Origin of the sequence: Mycoplasmoides fastidiosum, from assembly GCF_024498275.1 — a bacterium.
GTDB classification, from domain to species: domain Bacteria; phylum Bacillota_I; class Bacilli_A; order Mycoplasmatales; family Mycoplasmoidaceae; genus Mycoplasma_N; species Mycoplasma_N fastidiosum.
On record NZ_CP101809.1, the window covers coordinates 255,327 to 277,245 of the forward strand.

At 34.3% G+C, this 21,919-nt stretch carries 10 protein-coding genes; 8 read left to right on the forward strand and 2 right to left on the reverse strand.

What is annotated here, in order from left to right; all coding sequences use genetic code 4:
• Nucleotides 1–19: 19 nt before the first annotated feature.
• The 7 genes from NPA10_RS01105 to NPA10_RS01135 all read left to right on the forward strand — a co-directional run bounded on the left by NPA10_RS01105 (nt 20) and on the right by NPA10_RS01135 (nt 17,383).
• On the forward strand, nt 20–1,711 hold the full coding sequence (locus NPA10_RS01105; RefSeq protein WP_256547702.1) for an AAA family ATPase: 1,692 nt from the start codon (nt 20–22) through the stop codon (nt 1,709–1,711).
• Nucleotides 1,701–3,071 carry a VWA domain-containing protein gene (locus NPA10_RS01110; RefSeq protein WP_256547703.1) on the forward strand — a complete coding sequence of 457 codons (1,371 nt, stop codon included), beginning with the start codon at nt 1,701–1,703 and terminating at the stop codon, nt 3,069–3,071. Before NPA10_RS01105 ends, NPA10_RS01110 begins: the two co-directional genes overlap by 11 nt.
• A gap of 172 nt (nt 3,072–3,243) precedes the next feature.
• Entirely contained in the window at nt 3,244–6,555 is a 3,312-nt protein-coding gene (locus tag NPA10_RS01115; RefSeq protein ID WP_256547704.1) for a lipoprotein 17-related variable surface protein, read from the forward strand.
• Nucleotides 6,555–10,766 carry a hypothetical protein gene (locus NPA10_RS01120; RefSeq protein WP_256547705.1) on the forward strand — a complete coding sequence of 1,404 codons (4,212 nt, stop codon included), beginning with the start codon at nt 6,555–6,557 and terminating at the stop codon, nt 10,764–10,766. Before NPA10_RS01115 ends, NPA10_RS01120 begins: the two co-directional genes overlap by 1 nt.
• Nucleotides 10,767–10,821: 55 nt before the next feature.
• Entirely contained in the window at nt 10,822–13,167 is a 2,346-nt protein-coding gene (locus NPA10_RS01125; RefSeq protein ID WP_256547706.1) for a hypothetical protein, read from the forward strand.
• Between the two features lie 21 nt (nt 13,168–13,188).
• The gene (locus tag NPA10_RS01130; RefSeq protein ID WP_256547707.1) at nt 13,189–13,977 is read left to right on the forward strand and encodes a triose-phosphate isomerase; all 789 of its coding nucleotides are present in this window, start codon (nt 13,189–13,191) and stop codon (nt 13,975–13,977) included.
• 274 nt (nt 13,978–14,251) lie between these two features.
• The gene (locus NPA10_RS01135) at nt 14,252–17,383 is read left to right on the forward strand and encodes a hypothetical protein (RefSeq protein ID WP_256547708.1); all 3,132 of its coding nucleotides are present in this window, start codon (nt 14,252–14,254) and stop codon (nt 17,381–17,383) included.
• Nucleotides 17,384–17,444: 61 nt separating this feature from the next.
• Here NPA10_RS01135 and NPA10_RS01140 read toward each other — a convergent pair whose 3' ends face one another.
• A complete protein-coding gene (locus NPA10_RS01140; protein ID WP_256547709.1) occupies nt 17,445–19,796 on the reverse strand; it encodes a DUF2779 domain-containing protein in 2,352 nt (783 codons plus the stop codon).
• Nucleotides 19,797–19,833: 37 nt separating this feature from the next.
• Entirely contained in the window at nt 19,834–20,778 is a 945-nt protein-coding gene (gene fmt, locus NPA10_RS01145; protein ID WP_256547710.1) for a methionyl-tRNA formyltransferase, read from the reverse strand.
• A gap of 131 nt (nt 20,779–20,909) precedes the next feature.
• Between fmt and NPA10_RS01150 the strand changes: the two genes are divergently transcribed.
• Nucleotides 20,910–21,863, forward strand: coding sequence for a type I phosphomannose isomerase catalytic subunit (locus tag NPA10_RS01150; protein ID WP_256547711.1), 954 nt, complete (start codon nt 20,910–20,912; stop codon nt 21,861–21,863).
• Nucleotides 21,864–21,919: the final 56 nt, after the last annotated feature.

Below are 21,919 nucleotides of genomic sequence, written 5' to 3' on the forward strand. Positions count from 1 at the left end.
ATTGAATAATTACAAAAAAATGAAATACTTATTAAAAAATAAAATCAACAAACTAGCCAATGCAATTGGAACTGAATTAATCGAACGTGATTTAGTAATTCGCCTTTCCATTTTAGCAATCTTTGCGAAAGAGTCTGTTTTCTTATTAGGTCCTCCTGGAATTGGGAAGTCCCTAATTTCTCGTAAAATTTCTTCCATTTTTAACAATGTGAAAGAGTTCTCAGTTTTGATGAACAAATTCACTTTGACTGATGAAATTTTTGGGCCAATTGACATTAACAAACTAAAAGAAGGTAACTTCTCCCGAAAGATGAAGGGTTATTTACCTGATGCTAATGTTGCCTTTTTAGATGAGATTTGAAAAGCGTCTTCATCCATTCAAAATACTTTATTGACTATCTTAAACGAAAAATTATTTGTTAACGATGGTAAGTTATTGCATGTTAATTTGTATTTTGTGATTGCAGCTTCTAATGAGTTGCCAGAACGGAACCAATCTCTAGAAGCGTTATGGGACCGGTTCTTAATTAAGTTTAACGTCGGCTCAATTTCTGATCCCCAGAAATTTTTGGCCATGGTGACTGACAGCCGTAACTTGTTAAATACCAAAATTATTCGTCCTGAAGAAAAACTAGATTTTAGTTTGATTGATGCAATCGAAAAAGAAGCTAAAAACGTGGTGATTCCCCAAAAAATTCTGGACTTAATTTTAGAAATTAAAGCCGAAATTGAAAAACGTAATTTAGAAGTTTTACGCCAAAATCCGTTTTCTGATGGGTTTGATCAGTACTATGTTTCTGACCGAAAATGAAAGAAAATTATCAATATTTTAAAAGTTTCAGCTTACTTAAACGAACGTTTAGAAGTAGATGTGACTGATTTTGATGTGCTGCCATTGATGTTGTGAAACACTTTAGAACAATTAAGTTTTTATGAAAAACTAGTGAACCGTTACATCTACGAATACAAATACAAACAAATTTATGATAAACGGGTTAACGAACTAAAAGATTTACGCCAGGAATTAATTCGATTAATTACTCACGCCACAGTTTCTGAAGCGATTGTAATTGAAGCCCACACTAACCCTAAAGGGGTGGAATACTACGCGTTTGTGGATGATCGCAAACAAGTATACTACTTCTTGAAATCCGAAATTGATGCCATCCCAACCAAAGCCCGCTTTAGTATTGACTGGTTAATTTCTTATGTTTCTGAAGAACAATTCACTGAAGGATTAGAACCAACTGCGAAGTTGTTATTTAAATACGAAAACAGTCATTTTTACTTGTATGAAGATAATGACGAAACCAAACCAACGGTGCAGATCTATACCAACTTCATTACCAAACAACAAACCAGTTATGAAATCATTCCGTTAAATGACGCTAAACGCCAAATTTGGAAAAGTTTGACTGCGAAGTTCATTGGCTCAATTAACGACCAAGCTAGTCGAATAACCACCCGTTTTAGTGAAAATAGTTCCCAATACAACATTTTCTGGGATCATAACACTAAACTAGCAAATGAAAAATTAGCGGCTACAGCTCGGGATAATTTGTTGGGTTTGGCCCAAAAAGTGCGTAATCTAACCGCTGATTTAGCAAAACTAAAATATGGTTTCAGTGTTACCAGCACCGAATCATTGTGTCCCCTTGATTTAAGTCTAACTGATGATTTAACCAAACCCGTAACTAGTCATGAAAATTAGTCGTCAAGATGCGGTCGGCATCATCACTGCTTTAGTTTATGCCAATCCAAATCTGTTAGAAAAAATTTATGCGGACTTAGAACAAAAATCAATTCCGATCTCTAAACACTACGAAATTCTAGATAGCTATCGTGATAAAGTTTTAGCCGAAGTCACCCGCGGTCAGTTTGCTAAATACACCAAATACTTTCCGGTTTTAAGTTTATTTGAAACCGAAGAAGATGATTTAGTTGCTGATGGAGCTTCATTATCATTAGGTTTAAAAACCTATGCGGCTTTTTCAAGTATTTCCCAAGCTAAAACTCGTCCCCACTTGAAAAAATTTGCAAATAAATATTTGTGGGATTTGTCAAAAAACGACATCTTACAATCTGAAGTTGCAGTTAATCATTATTCCAAATTTTATGATTTGTTAAAACAAGATAAAGCTTTAAAAGAATTAATTGATAGTTTGGGGGGGACAACTTTGCAAGAGGTTTCAGACTCCAAAGTTAACATTGAAGAAATTCGACAACAATTTATGTTGCCCACTGAATTTTATTCATTAACCCAATCTTCAGATTTACGGAATTTGTTCTATCTGGAATTAATTAATTTAAAAGACAAAGATTTAGAAATTATTTTCTTTAAAAAATTAATTGATAACAGTTTAATGACTTATTTGTTAGGGAACAAATCCAACACGAAAATCCCCCAACAACTGATTTCTTCGAATGAAAAACGGTTTTCAGGATCAATTGTTTTAGCTTTAGATACCTCAGGTTCCATGTTGGGTATTAACGAGGTTATTTCCAAAAATTTTGCATTATTGATTTGTGAAATTGCTTTAGCAATGAACCGGCGGGTTATTTTGTTGATGTATGGGACTGAATACACTTACATTGACTTAAACCCTGGAGCTGCACGGCATGATTTAAGTCATAAAATTAGCACGTTTTTAAATCATGCTTATTATGGGGGGACTGACATCCAAAACCCCCTAGCTCGAATTATGGAAATTGTCAACCATAACAAAGAATTATATTTTGCGGATGTGGTGTTAATTTCAGATTTCTTGTTTAAAAACAATGTTCGGGAAATCAAACGCAACAGGGACTTTTTAAAATTCAAAGAACGGGGCAACCGGATTATTGGTTTAGAAATTAATCAAGCAAATACGCGTACGAAACGTTTGCCCGACTTTGTAGATGAACATTACATTTATTTCTTCAACTGGATTCAAAAATGAACTCAAGCCGATTGAATGGAATATTTCAAACGTTTCTTTACAGTTCGTCCAGACATTGCTGATGTTAATGATTATTTAAACCAACCCTACTACGGGTTTTTACGCAAAGTTTATACTAAAAAGAGTATTTAAGCTCAATCCTAATTGGAGAGCTAAATATTCTTTTTTTTGGTATTATATTTAACCTCGCATCGGGTGGATAAACCACTGAGCGCACAGGTTTTTCTTTTAATTTTTAGCGCCAATTTAACCCAAAAATCACGGCCTTAAAACAGAAATTGACCAAAAGTTACAGGAAGTTGTTATGAAAAAGAAATTACACAAATGATCCGGATGATTCAGTTTAGCTTTAACGGGTTTATCAATTATTGGTTGATGGTCTGGTTCGGTGACTTCTTGATCAACAACCCCAATTCAACCAATTCCATCCCGCTTAATTCAACAACAAGCCGAAGTAGTTAATCAGACTTCTGAAGCTGATAACACTTATTTATACCGACCAGGGGCCCTAGTTTTTCAACCTCATCTGACCAATTGGACCCCGAAATATCCGTCCCAAATTACTCCGACAGATTTAGCGGGGATGTTTAGTTTCACCCAGCAAACTTCTTCAACAGGACTGCCAACAGCGACTGCATCAGGTTATGAATTTCAAACTGTTACTAACAACCAAGCAACTAAAGTCGAAATTAGTAATTTGCAAACTACTTTCAAACATGGTTTAGGTCAGTTAGCCAACCAAACAACCAATTTAATCATTGAAATAGTGAGTGCTAATGATGTTTTAGGCAGCGTGGATTTTCGGGTTTATCAACCAATTAGTGCTTATAGTTTAACTAACGGGGTTTACAGTAATATTCAGTTAACTGATTCAGCAAATTACCGGGTATTAATTCTACCCCCCCAAAACCAACAAGCTAGTACAACTGATCCGTCGTTGTGAAAATGGAAGCAACAACCAGGTTTAAAACAAGCCCAGTTTCAGTTGCAGTGAAACAGCGATGCAAACATCATTAGTTTCATTAATCAAACTGCTTTAAAAGCTTCAGCAATCACTGCTGATTGAATTAAAACTAATTTTTTGATCACCACAGCCGATCGCGACCAAGCGTTAGCTTATTTAACACCTAATGATTTACAGGTTACAACTCACGCTAATGATGCAGAAGGTTGATTACGGGTTGATGTTAAATTATCTGAACATTTTGCCAATCCCACCAAAACTTTTTCCCGAACTTTTTTTGGGTTTAAAACAACCCAACCAGTTACAGCTGATGACCGGATTAAACTGCATTTATTAACTAATGACCAATTGTTAAATGCTGAAATTCAAGCTCCATTATGGGAGACTCAAGGTACTGATTCTTGGGTGGGACAAACTGTGCAAAATTTGTTGCCCACCCAATTCCTAACCGGGCGGAATCCAGCTGCTGGGTTAATTAATTATTCGCTGTTAGACTTAATTACTGGTCAACCAATTACAACTGGTGCTGCAGAATCTGGTGTCGCTCCTTTAAAAGTTAATGCAACTGGGTTCAACAACGAAATTGGTTATTTAAGTTTAGCCAACCAACGTTGAAACCAAAGTAATGAAATTCAAGTACCCGAATTTCAAATTACTAATGTTAAAGGTTTTGGAAATGATCGCACGGGCGAAGTAGATTTAATCATTTATTACCAGACGGTTAATAATGCTGGATCACTTATTCCCGCTGCACCAATGCATGTACAATACAAAGGATTTAATACTAATCCCTTAAGCGGCTCATCCCTATTTTTTAGTTGAAACAGTTCATTACCAACCGAATTTGCCAACTTCAGTAGTGCTAAATTATGACAGTTATTCAAAAATCAAATTAATGATCCCAATTACAACGGTGGTTATTTAACTACTCCAGCAGCCAAAACTTTTGTCCAACAATTTTTCACCAGCTCCCAAGCTTTCTTAACCGAATTTAACCGACCTTATAACGCAAATAATCAGGGAGCTCAGGTTAGTGTTAGACAAGTGAGTAGTAATGATCATCAATTAACTAATTTGCAAATTAGTATCCAAATGGGTCATTTTAACAACCAAACTAACCAGGTTTTAACTAACACTTTTCTAGTTCATGGCAGTCAAACTAATTTAGCTCCTGATCAAATTAGCACAATTGCACCAAAACCAGTTTTCTTGTTAGAAAACCACCAGTTTGCCAACCGGTTAGCAAGTAGTTTAACCGATGCTGAAATTTTGGAAATGTTTCAATTAACAATTCCTGCTTCAGGCGCTGGTTATACTACTAGTTTTGATCAAGTAAAAGTCTTTTCGATTGCGAATGATCAAACCGGAGAATTAGTCGTTTTATTATTGTTTCCCCAATTCAACGGAATTGCTAATTACGAATTTAATTTCCGAATTAATTACTTTAAAACTAACCAATCTCTAGCTCAAGGATTATCTTTAACTCATGTACCCGTAATTAATTTACCAGCAACTTTTTTAGCGCGTAATCCCTTAGATCCAAATGATTTAACAGCGGCTGAAATTTTAGTAAACTTATTTTCTAGTTTACCTAGTGCAATTGCTAATTTGTTAGAGCCTAAAGATTTAACCGTTGTAGAACGCACCACTAATTCTGTGGTGGTCGATTTAAAACTTAATTGAAACCAACTTTTAGAACGCACGAACAACAGCAACAATAGTCTTACCCAACAAAGCCGTGTTGTTCATCAACAAGATGTGCATGATGAAACTGATGTTTTACGGTTTGTGATTAGTGGATTTTTAAGTCCAAATAATCTGATTGTCCACAACCAAAACCCCCAAAATAAGGGTGCGGTTTTAGACACAACTTACATTATTTTGATTGGTTTAATTTTAACCGGCTTATTACTAATTTTAGTATTAGTGAGTGCGGGTGTTTTCCATCGTCGTCAACAATTGTTTAACCAAGATCCTTCAGCTTACGCGCAAAAACCAGTCCGAGTACAGCCAACTAAAAAACCAGTGACTGTCAAACCAATCCCACCAAAATCAAGTGTTGCAAAAGTAATTCCTAAACCAGCGGCTAAATCAAGTACGAAGTTTAGCAAATCAAGTTGGTTCAATAAAACCGTGAAAACCACAACTGCACCCACTGCTAACCTTAATAAAGTTGTTATAAACAATGAAGCAAAAACCCATAGTTTTAGTCATCAAACTCCACCAACCCCATCAGTTCAACCAAGCTTAATTGATCAATTCATGCCATCAGCTGCTACTATTCCAGCCGCACCCAAACCAGCGCCTAAACCAAAACCGGTTGCAAAACCAGTGCCACCAGCTGCTCGAGTCAAACGTTCGGCTGCTGATATTTATTTCGCTTCTTGAAATAATCCACCAACACCAACTAAAAAACCAACCGTTGACAAACCAACTGTTCAACACTCCATACTTGCAGCCGGATCAACCCCAAAAACCCGAGCATCTAGTTTATCTAAATTCCGGTTTGGTTTTAAGAAAAATCCAATGTTTTTAAACATTCGGGGCTCAAAACAAACACCAACTACTAACGCAACTAAAAAAGTAGTGGATCGTTATCACCGACCACGAAATACGATGAGTCATCGTTCAAAAGACTGGGGGAATCAATAATGAAACACCATTGCAAAAAATGACGCCATTATGCTAAATTCTCGTTGGGATTAGTTTTAGGTCTTGGACTTTTCACTACCACGATGGGAAGCATTAGTCATCGCCACACAATCCAAACCACCACCCAATTAATTCCGGGATTGCAAACCCCACTTCAACGTCAAAGTGGCAATGCTACTTTCAACAGCCTTCTGTTAACTGATCCAATGTTTATTAACAATGGTCAATTAGGCACTTATAACGGGCGTAATATTTACAATGTTGCGAACGGTTCATTATATTATGCTCGGGCAAAATCTGGGGCTAGTTCCAAAGTAGAAGGGAATAACTTTGATCGTTTAGTTCTAGTCAATAACAGTGATAATAGTGTGAAATGAACTGTAACTGCAGATGATTTAGCAACAGCCATTACTCTAAAACGGACTGAAAGTAGGTTAACTGGTGCAAGTGGGGCTAGTAGCACTGTTGCGGTTTCTACAACGGTTTCACTTGTTCGGTTGCAAGGTTCAGTTTATTCAGCTACTGCTCAAGCTTTTTTTGTTAGTGTTTTTGCAGTCACAAACAGAAGTGCTAATACTGGTCACACGGTTGTTTTTAAAATTGATCAAGCTAGTGGTAGCAAAGAAGTTTATTTTGATGCCAATATTGAACCTAATAGTATGGTACTAAATGGCACAAGCTATAAGGAACGTGATTTTAACCACATTGTTATTAAAGAAGATGGGACTAATCCCAAGTTCTTATTAATTTCTGGTAATTTAACTGATAGAAATAGCAATGTTGCGGCTTTTGGACTAAATGGCAAAACTTATGATAGCACAACTGGCATCACTACTTCTAATTTAAGTGATGATTTCGCTAATGTGCTTACTGCGGGTGGTAAACTAACTGTAACTAATGCGTGAGTCAAAAATAATACTTTGGTTTTAGTTGCTTTTGCTCAAAATAACAAAGCAACAGTGAGTCAAAATGCAGCAGTCTTTGCTTTTGATTTAACCAACCATAACGGATTATCCAACCCTAGCGTAGCTGCTTTAACAACTTTAAATGACCCGAACAAACAAACTTTTTTTAATCTTGTAGAAAACAGTCAAGGTTTGTTTTTAAACGCCACAAGTCAGCAACCAAAAACCGGCGCATTCAGTTCTGCTGGAAAACTATTAGTGCAAAAAATTGAGACTAGTACCAATAATAACCAAGCAAGTGTGCGGGTGGAAAAATATGAAACCAATGTTGATTATTTAGCTGGAACAAGTTTAACTAGTTTTACAACCGCATTAAATAACAACACTAGCTTAGCAACTCAACCAGTTTATGTTGGGGTTAATGCAAACGGGGTTTTAGTTGGTTTAGATCAAGATTTTCATTATTTACAACAAATTACCATTGCCAGTCAAATCCCAGCTACAGCCAAAATATTAGACATCACTAACAATGGTGTTAACTATTTATTGCATTTAAGTGATGGGCAAATTCTGGCTTATAACAACAGTGGGTTTGTGGGAAACGTTGGCAATTTAGCTAATGCAATTGAATCAGCTGCACCAATTGCTTTTATCCCCCAATCCCAAATTACGAATGGGGCCCAATTTACTACTAAAACTTTTGAAGAATTTAAAACTGAGTTTGAAAAAAACCACGCCCAATTTTTTGTGCAACATGCACAATACAATACTGTAAATTATCAACCAGTTTATGAGTTTGAGTTTGTTAAAACACCTGCTCCTACGGATGCGGCTTATCATGAAGAAGTAACAGTAAATGTTTATCAAAAATTACGCAGCCTACAAGCTGATGGTCAGGTTAATACTACAGATACTAATGGGGCGAAATATTTTGTTGGATCTAACCAATACCAGTTATACAGCCAAGATGCAAGTGTTAGCTTAAAAGATTTAAGCAACACTTTCATTCCCCAAACTCGACCATCTGATGTAGCAGCGTTTTATAATAGTGCTAATAATTACCAAGCTGCAGTTCGCGATCTTTTACAATTAAGTAATGTTAACGTCAATGATCAAGCTAATCAGAAAAATAATTTGTCCATTAAACTAACCGCAGATGATGTTAATTTAAGTTTAACAATAACGGTTAGTTTAGGTTATGCACGTTCTGGTGGGGCACAAGTTAATGATAAAACCTTTACACTAAAATTTGATGGATTTAACCGTAATGGGAATTTGTTACAAGAATTAACTTATACAATTAATCCAAAACCCAAAGAAACTTTAGCTGCCCAGTTTAGCCATAAATTACCATCTAGTTTAACTCCCCAACAAGTAATCACTAACTTCATCCAATTGTCTGACCAATTAGCCAAATATCCCCGCACTATTAGTATTGTGCCTAAAAATGGGAACGGAACCGCTTTAATTACCGTTAGTTTTAACTTTATTGGTAAAAATGTTTTCTTGACTGAAAACAAAACTGATCGCAACGTTTTAGTGACTTCAAATTCAATTACTTGAGAAACTCCCCAAGTCTTTAGTTTTGACCCAACTTTAAGTGATAATGTTTTATTCAGTTTTACACCCTCTGAGGCCATTTTAGATAAAACAGTTCAATATAACCGTACTACCAAAAAACTCCGGGAATTAAAACCCAGTGAAATTGCAAAATTATTTAAAACAACAACGACTAACCGGATTGACCGGTTATCTGCAAATTTAAAAACCGCAATTGATGATTTAGGTTTAATTGATGCATCAGTAGTGGCACGAGACCTAATTGATGATGTCCAAATTCGTCGGGTTAATGATTTATTGGGTAGTTTTAAATTGTTCGTGCGTCTAAAACAATCTTTACCAGGAAGTTTAAGTACGCAATTTGAACAAATTTATCGGGGTTTTAACACCCGAACCCCAACGGCTAATGATGTGTTTCGCATTAATTTTACTGATGATCAAGCTGTTTATTTGGAACGATTTAAACCAACTCCAACCCAAAACTTATTTAACCGTCTACCTTCATCAGTAACAGTGGATGATTTGTTACAACGCCGAACCAATGAACCAAGTTTAAACGGGGTTCAAGGATGATTAATTCAATTATCAGCTGAAGCCGCTAATGCTGAACCAGAAATTAGTGTTAGTGCAGATAATCCTGGTGGTAATTTGTTAGTATCACTCTTCTTTGATACTTATTTAGAATATGATGCAACAACAAATAAATTCCAGTTCTTACGTAATGTTAAAATTAGTCGGGTGATCTCTGGTTTTCAAACAGGCGCGCCAGTTAATGAAGCAACCGGTTATTTCTTAAACTGAAAATCCAGTAATGATGTTATTTTAGCTGACACTAATTACCGGCTGGAACAAATGACGGCTTTAGCTTTTGCTGATCAGGTTAAAAATTATTCAGATTACCAAATTGCTAATTTATTTGCTAATTTTTCGCCTGAAGTTCGGGCTAAATACCAGTCCCAACCAAATTTAATTAAATCCAATTTAGCAGTTGATAACAACCAAGGGACAATTACGGTGCACCTGAACTTTGATCAATGGGAAAATCAACACCAAGTGCGAAGTTTCCAACAAAAATTTTCCGGTTTTTTAATTCCCCAAAATGCCTGAGAAAATGCGTTAAAAACATTCGATCCATTAGGTACAATTGATTTAGAAGCTCCGCAATTATTACAACTGCGCTCAAACACTCCAGTAAATCAATTGAGTCAAACCACTTTAGCGCATTTTTATTCTTTCAGCGGTAGTATTTTTAACAATCTAGAAAAAGAAATTTATTTCATTTTCGATGCAGAAAATGGGATGGGACAAATTCATTTTTTTGTGAAAACTCCGCAATTAGCTTCTAACCCTAACACCATTCTTCGTTCTAATGTACCAGCAATTGCAACTGCATTAACACCCCAATTGGTTGATTCTGCTGCTGTTGTCCAACAGGCCGATGAAACTAAAGATGCAAGTACGAAGGTCTTTAATACTGATGCAATTCCGTACCAAAGGTTGCAAGCCAATGGTTTTGTTGAACTAACCCACTCAGGGCAAATGCTAGAAGGCTTTCAGCCTGGTCAAGTTACAGATGGGTTTTGATCAAGTGTTTTATATATTGCATTAGCAGTAGGATTACCGTTATTAGTTTTCTTACCAATTTTAGCTGGTTTATACTTCATCTGACACCGGCGGGCAACCTTGTTTTATGAGCGTAAATTACGTCGCAAACTAGAAAGCGAATACCGGAATCGGAACCGATAATCAAGTAGATTTATTAGTTGGTTTAAAAAAAGAAACAAAGTGAAATTAATTGAAAATGAATAAAAAAGCACATTTTGCTATTCTAAATATTAGCAATTTTAGTATTAATATCGATAAAGCTCGTCAAGGAGATAACCTGTATAAACTGGTTCCCTTCACTAATTTCACCCAGTTAATTGACTTATTCAATGTTACTAAAATTTATTCTTATGCTTCAAATGATGCTGATTTTGAAACTGAGTTTTATCAAGCTTGTAATTTTCAAAAGGGTCAAGCCTATCATTTAAGTACGAGTTTAAAAAGCAACTTATACAATATTTATGAAGCAATTAAACAACACGACCAACTAGATACTCCAGCAATTCGGGTTGTATTAAGGATTGGTGAGTACTTTGCAAATAATGATTTCTATGCTTTAGAAGCGTTAATTCTAGTTTTACAAAAAAACTTTCTAAACAACCGTCATTTAAAATTTTATTTTGATTTACTAGTTGATCGACCGGTTTATGATTGAAGTTTTTTAGATCGGGCGATCAGTTTATTGCAAAAAAATTTTGGGACTCGGTTATTCTTAATTAATTCTCTTGTTGATGCTTCAGGAATTATTGGATTTCAAAAAGCCCCATTAAAAATTCAGAAATTTATTGATCAAGTTATTTTTCAAAAACAACTTAAAGGATTTAATTCTTTACAAAACGTGGTTACTGAAATTAAAACCAATAACCGGATTAAACAGTTTTATATCAACCAGGATTTTGTGAAAGTTAAATTAAATGAATACCCAATCATTTTCTTTGATTTTGCAGATCAAGTCATGGAAGAACTAAAAACAGGGGTTTTAAACCGTCAACGTGCCCGACCCCATATTTCTCCAAAAGTGATTTATCACGTTAATTATGCTGTGAACACCCATGAACGTGATTTAAAACAAACAGAATTTATCGCTAACAAAGTTGCTGTTGTTTCCACTGAAGCTCGGTTGGATCCGATTTCAGCAATGTTAAGTGATTATCACTTATTTTTAGTCGAAACTAAATACCAAAATAATCCGTTTACTTACTTATTTGACTTGGCCAATCAATATTATGCAGAGTTTAAGAAGTCATTATTCTATGGCGATATTGTTGTTTTGGAATGAAACATCCTTAAAATTGCTAGAAAGTTCTTCTCACCAGCGGTATGGTTATTTGCTTTAGCGCTTTTCAATTTACATATTGCTAAAATCATTACTTTGTTACAAAAAGTGGGAGTTAAATGAAACCTGTTTTCTACTGGCTATGGCTTTGACCGAAACTTTAAAAAGTATGATGATGCTAAAATTAATTTACTGTACATCACTAATACCATTAACGCGGCTAAAGAACCCTTTTCTTTCAAACCCCGAAACACTAGTATCAATTCTTTAGTTGATAATCTGAAGTTATGTTTAAACTACAAACCAATGCAACTTCGGTCTAGTTCAGCTGATGTGACGATTAAATTCAATCACGATTTGATTGAATTAGAAGCGGAATTAAAAATGATTGATAACAACAATTCCTTGTTGTATTACATCAATAAGTACTATAAACCAACTAAAACTGCTGATGATAAAGAAATCAAAGAACTAACTAAAGAACCGAAAAAAATTGATGAAGCCTTATTAAAACAAATTGGCAAACAAATGCCTTTATGATCAACACGGGTGTTTGAAGCAAATGAAGTAATTGAAGAGTGTAGCAAATTAAATTTATTTAATCCTTATTTAAATATTTTCTTTCGTGAACGTGATTTAATTGCTGCTGATGACATTAATTTTAATGATTTAATTTACTTCTATTATGTGGCATATGTGTTTAAAGAAGAAAATAAACAAATCAATATTAACTACGAAGATCAGGAAAGTTTTGATAATTTATTTTTAACTCACTATTTAAAACACTTAGAAAAAACTTGTAATTATTTAGGAATTAACAAAAGAACCAAACGCGATCAGAAGAAAATTATTTTAGATCAAGGTAAAATTTTTCGCTTATCCCATAATTCCAAAGCAACAGACAAGTTGTTTCAAGAATTTGCAACTAAACTAACTGACATCCATGATGCTAAAAGAGCCCGGTTAGAAAATAATATGAAAATTTATTATGAAAAAATGGGACTAGATGATGCAGCTAAAAATAGTAGTGTTAACGAAGCCTTATGAAAACGGATTATGGAACGAAACAAAGTTATGACAAAATTGAAATTACACAAACGTTTCAATCTGTTACGGCAAAATAGTTCGGTTTATAATTATAACGACGTTGTTAAAGATAGTGCTATTACCAAACGGTATGTCCCCAGTCGCTTATCGATTAATGCTAATTTAGCCGAACGCAATCGATCCCAACGTTTTACGCCCAAACCACAAGATGAAGAATAAAAAATAAACTGGTTTTTAGTAATGAACAAAATTATTTTAAATTGAAAAACAAATATGCAAACTTTTCAAATTGAAAAGTTTTTATCAGGGGTTGATAAGTATTTACCAGATAACTACATTATTTTGCCGTCATATTTAGGGTTGTTTAATTTAATTAAATACGGCAACAAAAAAGTCTATTTATCCCAAATTGGGCTACAAGCTGTTGCGCCGTTAGCTTATGGTGATTATATGGGTTCAGCTTCGTTTTTAGAAGCGAAAGAATTGGGTATGAGTTATATCATGGTTAATCATTACAATAGTTTTGAAGAAGCGCCCAAACTAAATAATTATAAAAACCAAAACTTGCGTTTGAAAATGCTTTTAGAATACGGCATGAAACCAATCGTCATTTTAGGAGCGCAAATTACTGATTTAATTAGTGAAATTAGTCCTGCTCATGATTTACAACTAGTGATTCAAACAGAACTAAAGCGGTTGTTTGATGGGATTGAGTTTGTTAATGATTCTGAAGTCGTGTTTGTGTATATGCCCTATTTTTATTTACGCAACCGCGTGCATCTATCTAATGAAGTTATTAAACAGCACTTATCAATTGTGGAGAAGGAACTAATTAAATTCTTTGGCGAATTTCCGGTGAAAAACAACTGTGCTGTAATTTATGGTGGTTTGATTGCTGATAAAGAAAACTATTCCTTAAAAGAACATGGCTTATTCTTGGATGACGGCCATGATTTAGACCAAGTTTTTTACTGGTTAGACTTTGCTAATATTAAAAAAACCCAAGAACGGGCCAATGAATTGAAATAAAAGCGTAACAACTTTATTTTTAACAATTTTCCCTCCTTTTGGAGCTTTTTATTCACCGAAAAACTGGGTTTTTCAGCCCTAATTCTGGTAAAATTCGAAGAAAGCTATAATGTTATAGTTTGTTTTGATAAAATGAGACTAACTAGACAACCAATCAAAGATTTTGATTGGTTGTGGTTGTGTTTTAAATCAGTTAATTTTGTTTGAAAAATAACAAATTCTTTTCTTTTTAAGCAAGGAAATATTTATTTTAGAAAGTAATGGTAATCACAAAATGTGATTTAAACGAAAGAAAACTAAATATTCTTTGCGCTGGTTAGCATTTGGTGCAGTTGCTGTTTCAGCGCTTGGAATTGGATTAGGTTTAACCCGTCCAAAACAACAAGCGACATTATCTTCTAATGTGACAAATAATTTGTCAGGATTAACTGCTGAACGTCGTGTTCATCAAGACGCGGTTCGCATTGAAACAGCTTCCACCAAATATGTTTCGGCTCGCGCAGCTAAAGCTTATTTGTCTTATGCCAACAATACTAATAAAATTACCATCACCAACTGAAGTGGGATTGCTGGTGGTGAATTAGTTTTAAACACTAACGATAAAATTATTGATGTTATTAGTTACGATAAAAACGGCAATAATTTTATTGGTATTACTTTAGAGAATGCAAGCAGTTATAAATTTGTTGTTTACAACTCCAATAACATTACCAAAGTTTATCAAGAATACACATTAACCGAAAAATATACTAAAGCAGTATACATAAATGGTTTTGTTTATTTCTTTAAAACCGAAACAGCCAGCACTGGAGCTGCTGGGGATTTTGCGCTTTTAAATACGAATGTTCCAAATTCTACTGTTGAAAAGAAAGCATTAGATACAACAAAATTAAAAGATAAATTAATCACTAATTTAACACCAGTAGTTAGTGGTGATGGTTTAGAGATTTATTTATTAACCTGATTGGATAAACCAACAGACACTTTAAGTCAAACTAGTTCATTTAGCAAACTTTCATATGCCTTTGTTGACCAAGACTTAAAATTTAAAGAAGGTTTCAATAGTGGCTCTGGCAAAGATATTGCATTTGAGCATAATTTTAATTCCAGCAGAAATTTTAAAGACTTAAACTGGGATAATTTCTTTCGGTTTGTTCCAAGTTCCCAATTAGCTTTATCTAATTTTGTTGCCGCAATTAGTTTGACTGATGCAGTTTTATTGATTAATTTGCAAAATAATTTTGCTGCCACAATTATTAATACACCAAGTCGTGACCCAATCCAATCAATCATTTTTAAAGATACAACTGCTTATGTATTGATGCAAGAGGCGTCTAAAAATCAAATTTACCGCTTAGCTTATAATAGTGGTCAATTCTTTCAAACCCAAGATTTCCAAGCAATTACTGGTGCTGCAAAAACAGATTCTGACTCAAATTATGGTTTAGTCAATGTTCTTGATGATGCGGGAGCATACATCTTAACCAATGGTACTCGTAAATTCGGAATTAGCTCAACGGATGTTGTTAGTTTAAATGACAATTTAACATATCGGTTATTTGTAGAAAATAACTTCTTTGATTTAAATAATGATACACAAGCAACAACTGGTATTATTCCAATTTTTGCATCAGAGGTGAACAAAGATATTTTTTCTGCTGAAAACCGTAGTGATACAACCAAAACTTATTTAGTGCAAAGTTTAAATTATTTAACTTTAACTGATAATGTGAATAATTCATCAATTAGTGGCGGTAGTGATCCTGCTCCTGCAGCAACCCAAACAAGTTCAGCTACTTTTTATGCTACTTTAGTGAGTGATTCTTGATTTAGCCGCACAGTTTCATTAGAATCCCGGGTGACAGTTGGTTTTGATCGTTTCTTAACTTTAGCTTCACGTTTATCGATCTTATGAGCCCAACCTTTGGACTTATTAGTTAAATTAGGCCGTGCACCAATTCAAACTGAGGCAACTCCCGAATTCATTCGTGATACTTTAAAACCATTAAATTACGAACGTTTAAAAACAAGTTTTTTCGATATTCCAACCGTTAATTTTTATATTTCTAATATTACTTTTGGTAATAATGACATCGTAAGTAGTTTTGATTTAAATGCCGCACTAACTTTTGTGAATGGGTTAAGTAATTCTTCAAATACAATTATTTCGACTTTCAATTATGTGATTAACCCATCGTCCACAACCGTTAAAGAATTCCGTGCTTTAGGTCAACGTGATGGTAATCCTGACATTGATATCTTAGATACAATTAATCCAATCAATGGTTCGAATTTACCGGCTAACTTGTTTAATTTCCTACCATCTTATGCACTACGTTCACTGGATGCAAATTTATTCCGTCCTGATGTACCACGGATTATTGAGTTTTACAACCGGTTCACAGTTTCATCCCCAGGAATTAGTGCAACTCCAATTGTTTATCCCAACGATGAACAAGGAACTTTACGCATTGATTACATCTTAAACCAAGTAATTAATGGTACTAACCGGTTTAGTTTTAATTTCACTAATTTTAAAAAGACAACTGATTTCTTTGTGGGATTAAAAGGTAAGGCAATTGCAAACGAACCAAATGCTTTTGACTTCTCCACTTTAGAAGCAACTCCCAACGATAGTGAGGAGCAAGAATCAACCGGTCCTAACTACTACAATTTAGACCCGTACCAACTTTCAACTGGTAAAACCCTAACTAATTTGTTTAATGAATCAGAAACTTTTAATAATGATATTAATCCGGCTACGGCTAGTGAACTAACCAAGTTCTACACGACTTTAAACAATTCTAATTTGGATTTAATGGGTTATCATCCCCAAATTACTAACCTATCAGTACAATCTGAAGGAAGTTTATTGAATGCGTTAGTAAATGGAACACTTTCTTTCCAATTAACTTATCCTAAAGATACCATTACTCCTTCATTAGCGCGGGCTTTAGGATTGGATGAAAATTTATCTAGAGTTTTTGTTTACCGTAACGTACCAAAACTAGAAGATTTCTACCACTTTGCTTTTGATCGTCAACGTTCTGAAGCTGTAATCCAAAATTACAGTTCTGATATTGACATTACTCCTGAATTCCGTGCTGATGTCATTGATGCTTTAGTGGCAACTGGATTTAATAAGGATTCAGCCCAATTTAACTTAAGTTGAAACAATGCGGTGTTAGATGTGGAAGTTATTCCCCAACGTAATGTCTTTACTGACACTTTAAAAGTCTTACCACGGAATTATAATTTCCAACTATCCTGAGTTGCTAAAAACCGTCACCAAACTTTAGTGATTGCTTTAAGTACATCAATTCCACTTTTCTCAGTTTTAGCAACTGGAGTGGGGGGATTCATTTTTTACTGAAACAAGAAAACCAACTTACGTCGCTTCTTCTAGGTTCTGAATCGTTTTTAAATCGAACAATAAAAAAACTAGCTTAAAAATTAAGCTAGTTTTTTTATACATCATTTAGATCAGTTCATTTTTCAATGTCTAAAATTGTTTGGTTTTGCATTGCTGCAGTAACGATTTGTTCCATTAAGTATTCAACTGCAATCATCGAACGCACATCATTTTCACAATATTGTTTCATTAACCTAACATTAGTAGTTCACAAAGCGTTATTAATTTGGTTTAGATAACGTTGAATTGAAAGGCTTTGACAAATCATCCCGTTTTGTACTTTTTCAATCACTTTGTAACTAGTGGCTTTGGCTTTAGCTAAAAATTCGGGAGGAACGAGTTCAATCACTTTTTTGATGGAATGATAAGCTCGTAGTTTAACTGCTAAAATGGTGGTTTTGCGATAGTCAAAAAAATCAGCTAAATCTAAAGTATTAGTAATGATATCTAATACTTTTTCAAAATAAATTGGTTCATTAATTAAAACAGCCATTTCTTTTAATCGGGTATTTTCAAAGGCCTTGTTATAAACAATGTATTTGGGATTTTTGTTGGGATCAACATGAATTAAATCAATGATTTCTTTGAACATTTGCACATTTAAGTGCAACGGATCATAAACCCGGTTTTCACAGTGATCAATCCCTGCTCCATCAATGTTTTTAATGATGGAAATTTGGTTGACAATTTGCTGATAGGGATAGGTTTGTTCCATGATCGCTAAAGGTAAAGCTAATGATTCAAAGTCATAATAAACTTTATTAGGACTTTGACAATATTCTTGATAAAGTGTTACAGCTTTTTGGTTGACCAAAAAAGCTTGGGGAGTTGCTTGTTTAAAAAAATATTTACCAAAAAAAAGGGTTTGCAGTTTGCGGTTGATGATGGCTAGATCAGTTTTTCGATTAGTCCAGTTTCGAAAAAACCATTCAAATAATTTTTTTGTTCTTAAAAAATTCCCACTATAGTTCGCTTCAGGATACAAACATAATAATAATTTTTTTCAACTAATTCAGTCAATGAATTTGGATTCACCATTCAGATCAGCATAAAAAAAATCGGGAGTTAATTTTCTTGTTTTAAATTTCGATAAATCAAAGAAATGATCAAAATCAATGAATTCATTAGCATGAACTTCGCTATTTCGTAATGGAGCAATCAATTCAGGATGAGCTAAGCTGGTATAAATTCAATTGAGGGTTTGCTCAGTTTTATTGAATTTATTACGTTTTTTCTCGGCTTGCACCAACTGGTAAACCTGGTGGTAAGATTCTCATTGTTCGGATTGAAGAGCTAAACAGTATTCAGCAAAATAAGTTTGGTAATGATAACCTTCTAACATTTCATTGGGCAATGGTTGAATAAAATAATCATTAAAATGTAATGATTTATCTAAAAAATTATTGACATTAATAAAGCTATACTGTTTTCAGTCCACTTCTTTTTCATCATGTGCATTAATAATTTTCCAATCCATTATTCGGGCACACGAAATACCCGCAACTTGTTCACTTCAGTCTTGTTCGGTTGCGGGATGGAAAAACAGCTGTTTTTGAGAATGGTTAATTAAATCGTATTGATCAGTATGGAACTTTATTAATTTATGTAATTTATTGTTAACTTGACGGGTATAAGGAATATTTGAAGTAATAATAAAATCAATAATAGACCCTCCCACTGCGCGTTTAGTCTTTTTCAATAAAACGTTTAAATAACAACTAACTTCAAAATACTGGGCGCGTTGCATGATACGTTCAAAAAAAATAAAGTCTAAAAAATTATCCCGCTTTTGGACCGTACTAGCTTTGGATTCAATGACATAAAACTTGTTATTTTTTTTAATTAAAGCCGAAGGATTTAAATAAAAATTTTGGTAAATAATTTTGGGTTTTAAATAAATAAATTCTTCTTGGTCTAAATTTTCTAAAATAATCTGGGATGAATCTCTATTAGTTTTAAAGCTGTGGTCAAAAATTTTTTGAAAGGGAATTTTGAACCGAATGGCTAAAAATTTTTTTAGTTCATTAAAAACAATTCCGTAAACCGCAAACTGGTTTTTCAAAAAATCTAGTTGTTCATCATTAATTAACCCAACAACTTTTTTGACTAATTGTTGGGTTAATTGATCTTCTGGTTGTTTTTGGAGTTTAGTTAATAGCTTAAATAAGCGTTGTTCGTTTTTAGTGCTGAACAATAAATCAAATGCTTCTTCAACTTCAGCTTCATCTAATTCGGTTGCTTCTTCGTCAAAATCTTCATGATCAAGCGGATCAGTGGTTGATTCGGTTGTTTGTTGACTGAATTTAGTTAGTAGTTGACTGATTTCTTCTTCATTCTTAAACCAAAAAAATTTGGGTAAACCTAAGTTTTTTTTGAAATCACTTTTATTAATTAACTCTTTTGGCATAGGTCGTAGTTTCTGTTTAAACAAGCAACTTTAGTGATTAACTAAAGTTGCTAAATTTCTGATGGATCTCGAAAGGTATTTTACCATTAATTAAAGCCCGAACCTCTTGGGGATTTTTCGATGGTAACTGAATCACTTTTAAAAATAAAACTTTTTGATCAGCTGTGGCCACACCAATGCCGTTACGGTCTAAACTAACAATTGTCCCAGGCGCTTGATCAGTATGACTAGTGGCATCATAAGTTAAATGGTGGATTTTAATTTCTAAATCCTGGTAGCGGGTTTTGGCTAAAGGCTTGTTATATAAACCCCGTACTAGAGCATCAATTACTGCTGCGGGTTGGTGCCAATCAACATAAATTTCGTGGGGTTGAATGTTATAAGCAAAACTGACTGCAGACTCATCTTGGGCCACTTCGTGATATTGTTGATTAATTAGTTTAGGAAAATGATTTTTTAATAATTCTGTAGTGGCTAATAAAAATTTTTTTAGTAGTGATTGATAAGTTTCATCAGCACTAATTGGAATAACTTCTTGAGCTATCACTCCGCCCGCGTCCATTTTTTTGACCATGCGCATTAATGAAACCCCAGTTTCGGACAATTGGTTAATAATCGCTCATTGAATCGGTGCTCCCCCGCGTAAAGCGGGTAATAATGAACCATGCACATTCCAAGCGCCTAAGCGCGGAATTTGTAAAATTTTTTCGGGAATAAACTGGCCATAAGCAGCAGTTAATAACAAATCGGGTTGCAAACTTACTAACTGCTCATAAATCTGACTAACTTTTTCGGGTTGAACTACAGGAATCTCGTGTGCTAAAGCCAATTGCTTGACAGGCGAGAAAATAACTTCTTTTTTGCGATTATAATGCCGATCTGGTTGACAAACCACCAGAATTGGGGTTAGGTTCATAGCGATTAGGGTTTGCAACGTATTTGCGCCAAACTCGGGCGTGCCTAAAAAAACAATTTTGGTCATAGTTGTTAGTTGGGTGAGTAATTTAATCCGCAGTTAAAAATGTTTTAATTAATATTAAAATTATAAATTAGTATTTACTTTTATTTTTTGAAATCCGAATTAGACCATTTGGTCTAATTCTTTAATTTTATATGAGATTATCCCGTTCCCAACCATCAACCCCCAATTTAAAATTTTTATTTTTTCAACCTTATTTAAAGTCAGTAATTTGGGGTGGGCAAAATTTAAAACAAATTTATCAATCCAATTTGGATAACATTGGTGAAGCCTGATTAATTTCGGCTTATCCGCATCATAGTTCAGTTTGTTTGAATCCGGAATTTGCTGGAGTCAGTTTAGAAACTTTGTTTCAAGAGCAAAAAACCTTATTTGATCATTATGAAGGTGCTTATCCGAATTTATTAAAACTGATTGATACTGCACAAGCTTTAAGCATTCAGATTCACCCTGATGATGCCTACGCTCAGGCCAAATATCATTCGTTTGGTAAAAACGAATTTTGGTATGTGCTTAAAACTAATGGTGCCCCCTTTTTAATTGATTATCAAGGTGATGATGTAACTTTAATCAAACAAAAATTAGCGGCTCAAGATTTTAGTAATTTATTTGCGGAAATGCAATTAGCTCAGGATGAAGCAATTTATATTCCTGCAGGCACAATCCATGCTATTCCTGAACAAACAACGGTGTTTGAAATTCAGCAATCATCAGATTTAACATTCCGGATTTATGATTATGATCGGTTACAGAATGGGCAAAAACGTGAACTTCATTTAACTCAAGCCATTGCGTGCTTAACTCCTAAGACTCCACGTTTTGTTTATCGGGCTTCTGATCAACAATTAATCCAAAATGAGTATTTTCATTTAAACAAAATTGTGCATTCAGGAGAAAACCGGACTTATCAATTTCCAGATTTTGCCTGGTTAGAAATAGTGGTCATTAAGGGTTCGGGTCAACTGGATCAAACTCATGCCATCAAAGTGGGCGATGCTTTAATTATGACTAAATTACAAGGTAATAGTTTTTCTCTTACTGGGGAATTGACCGTGTTAGTTAACAAAGTGCTGCGACAAACCAAATAAATTTTTAGGACCCGAAATAACAAAACAAAACCCTCCTGTTGCTTAAAAAACAGGAG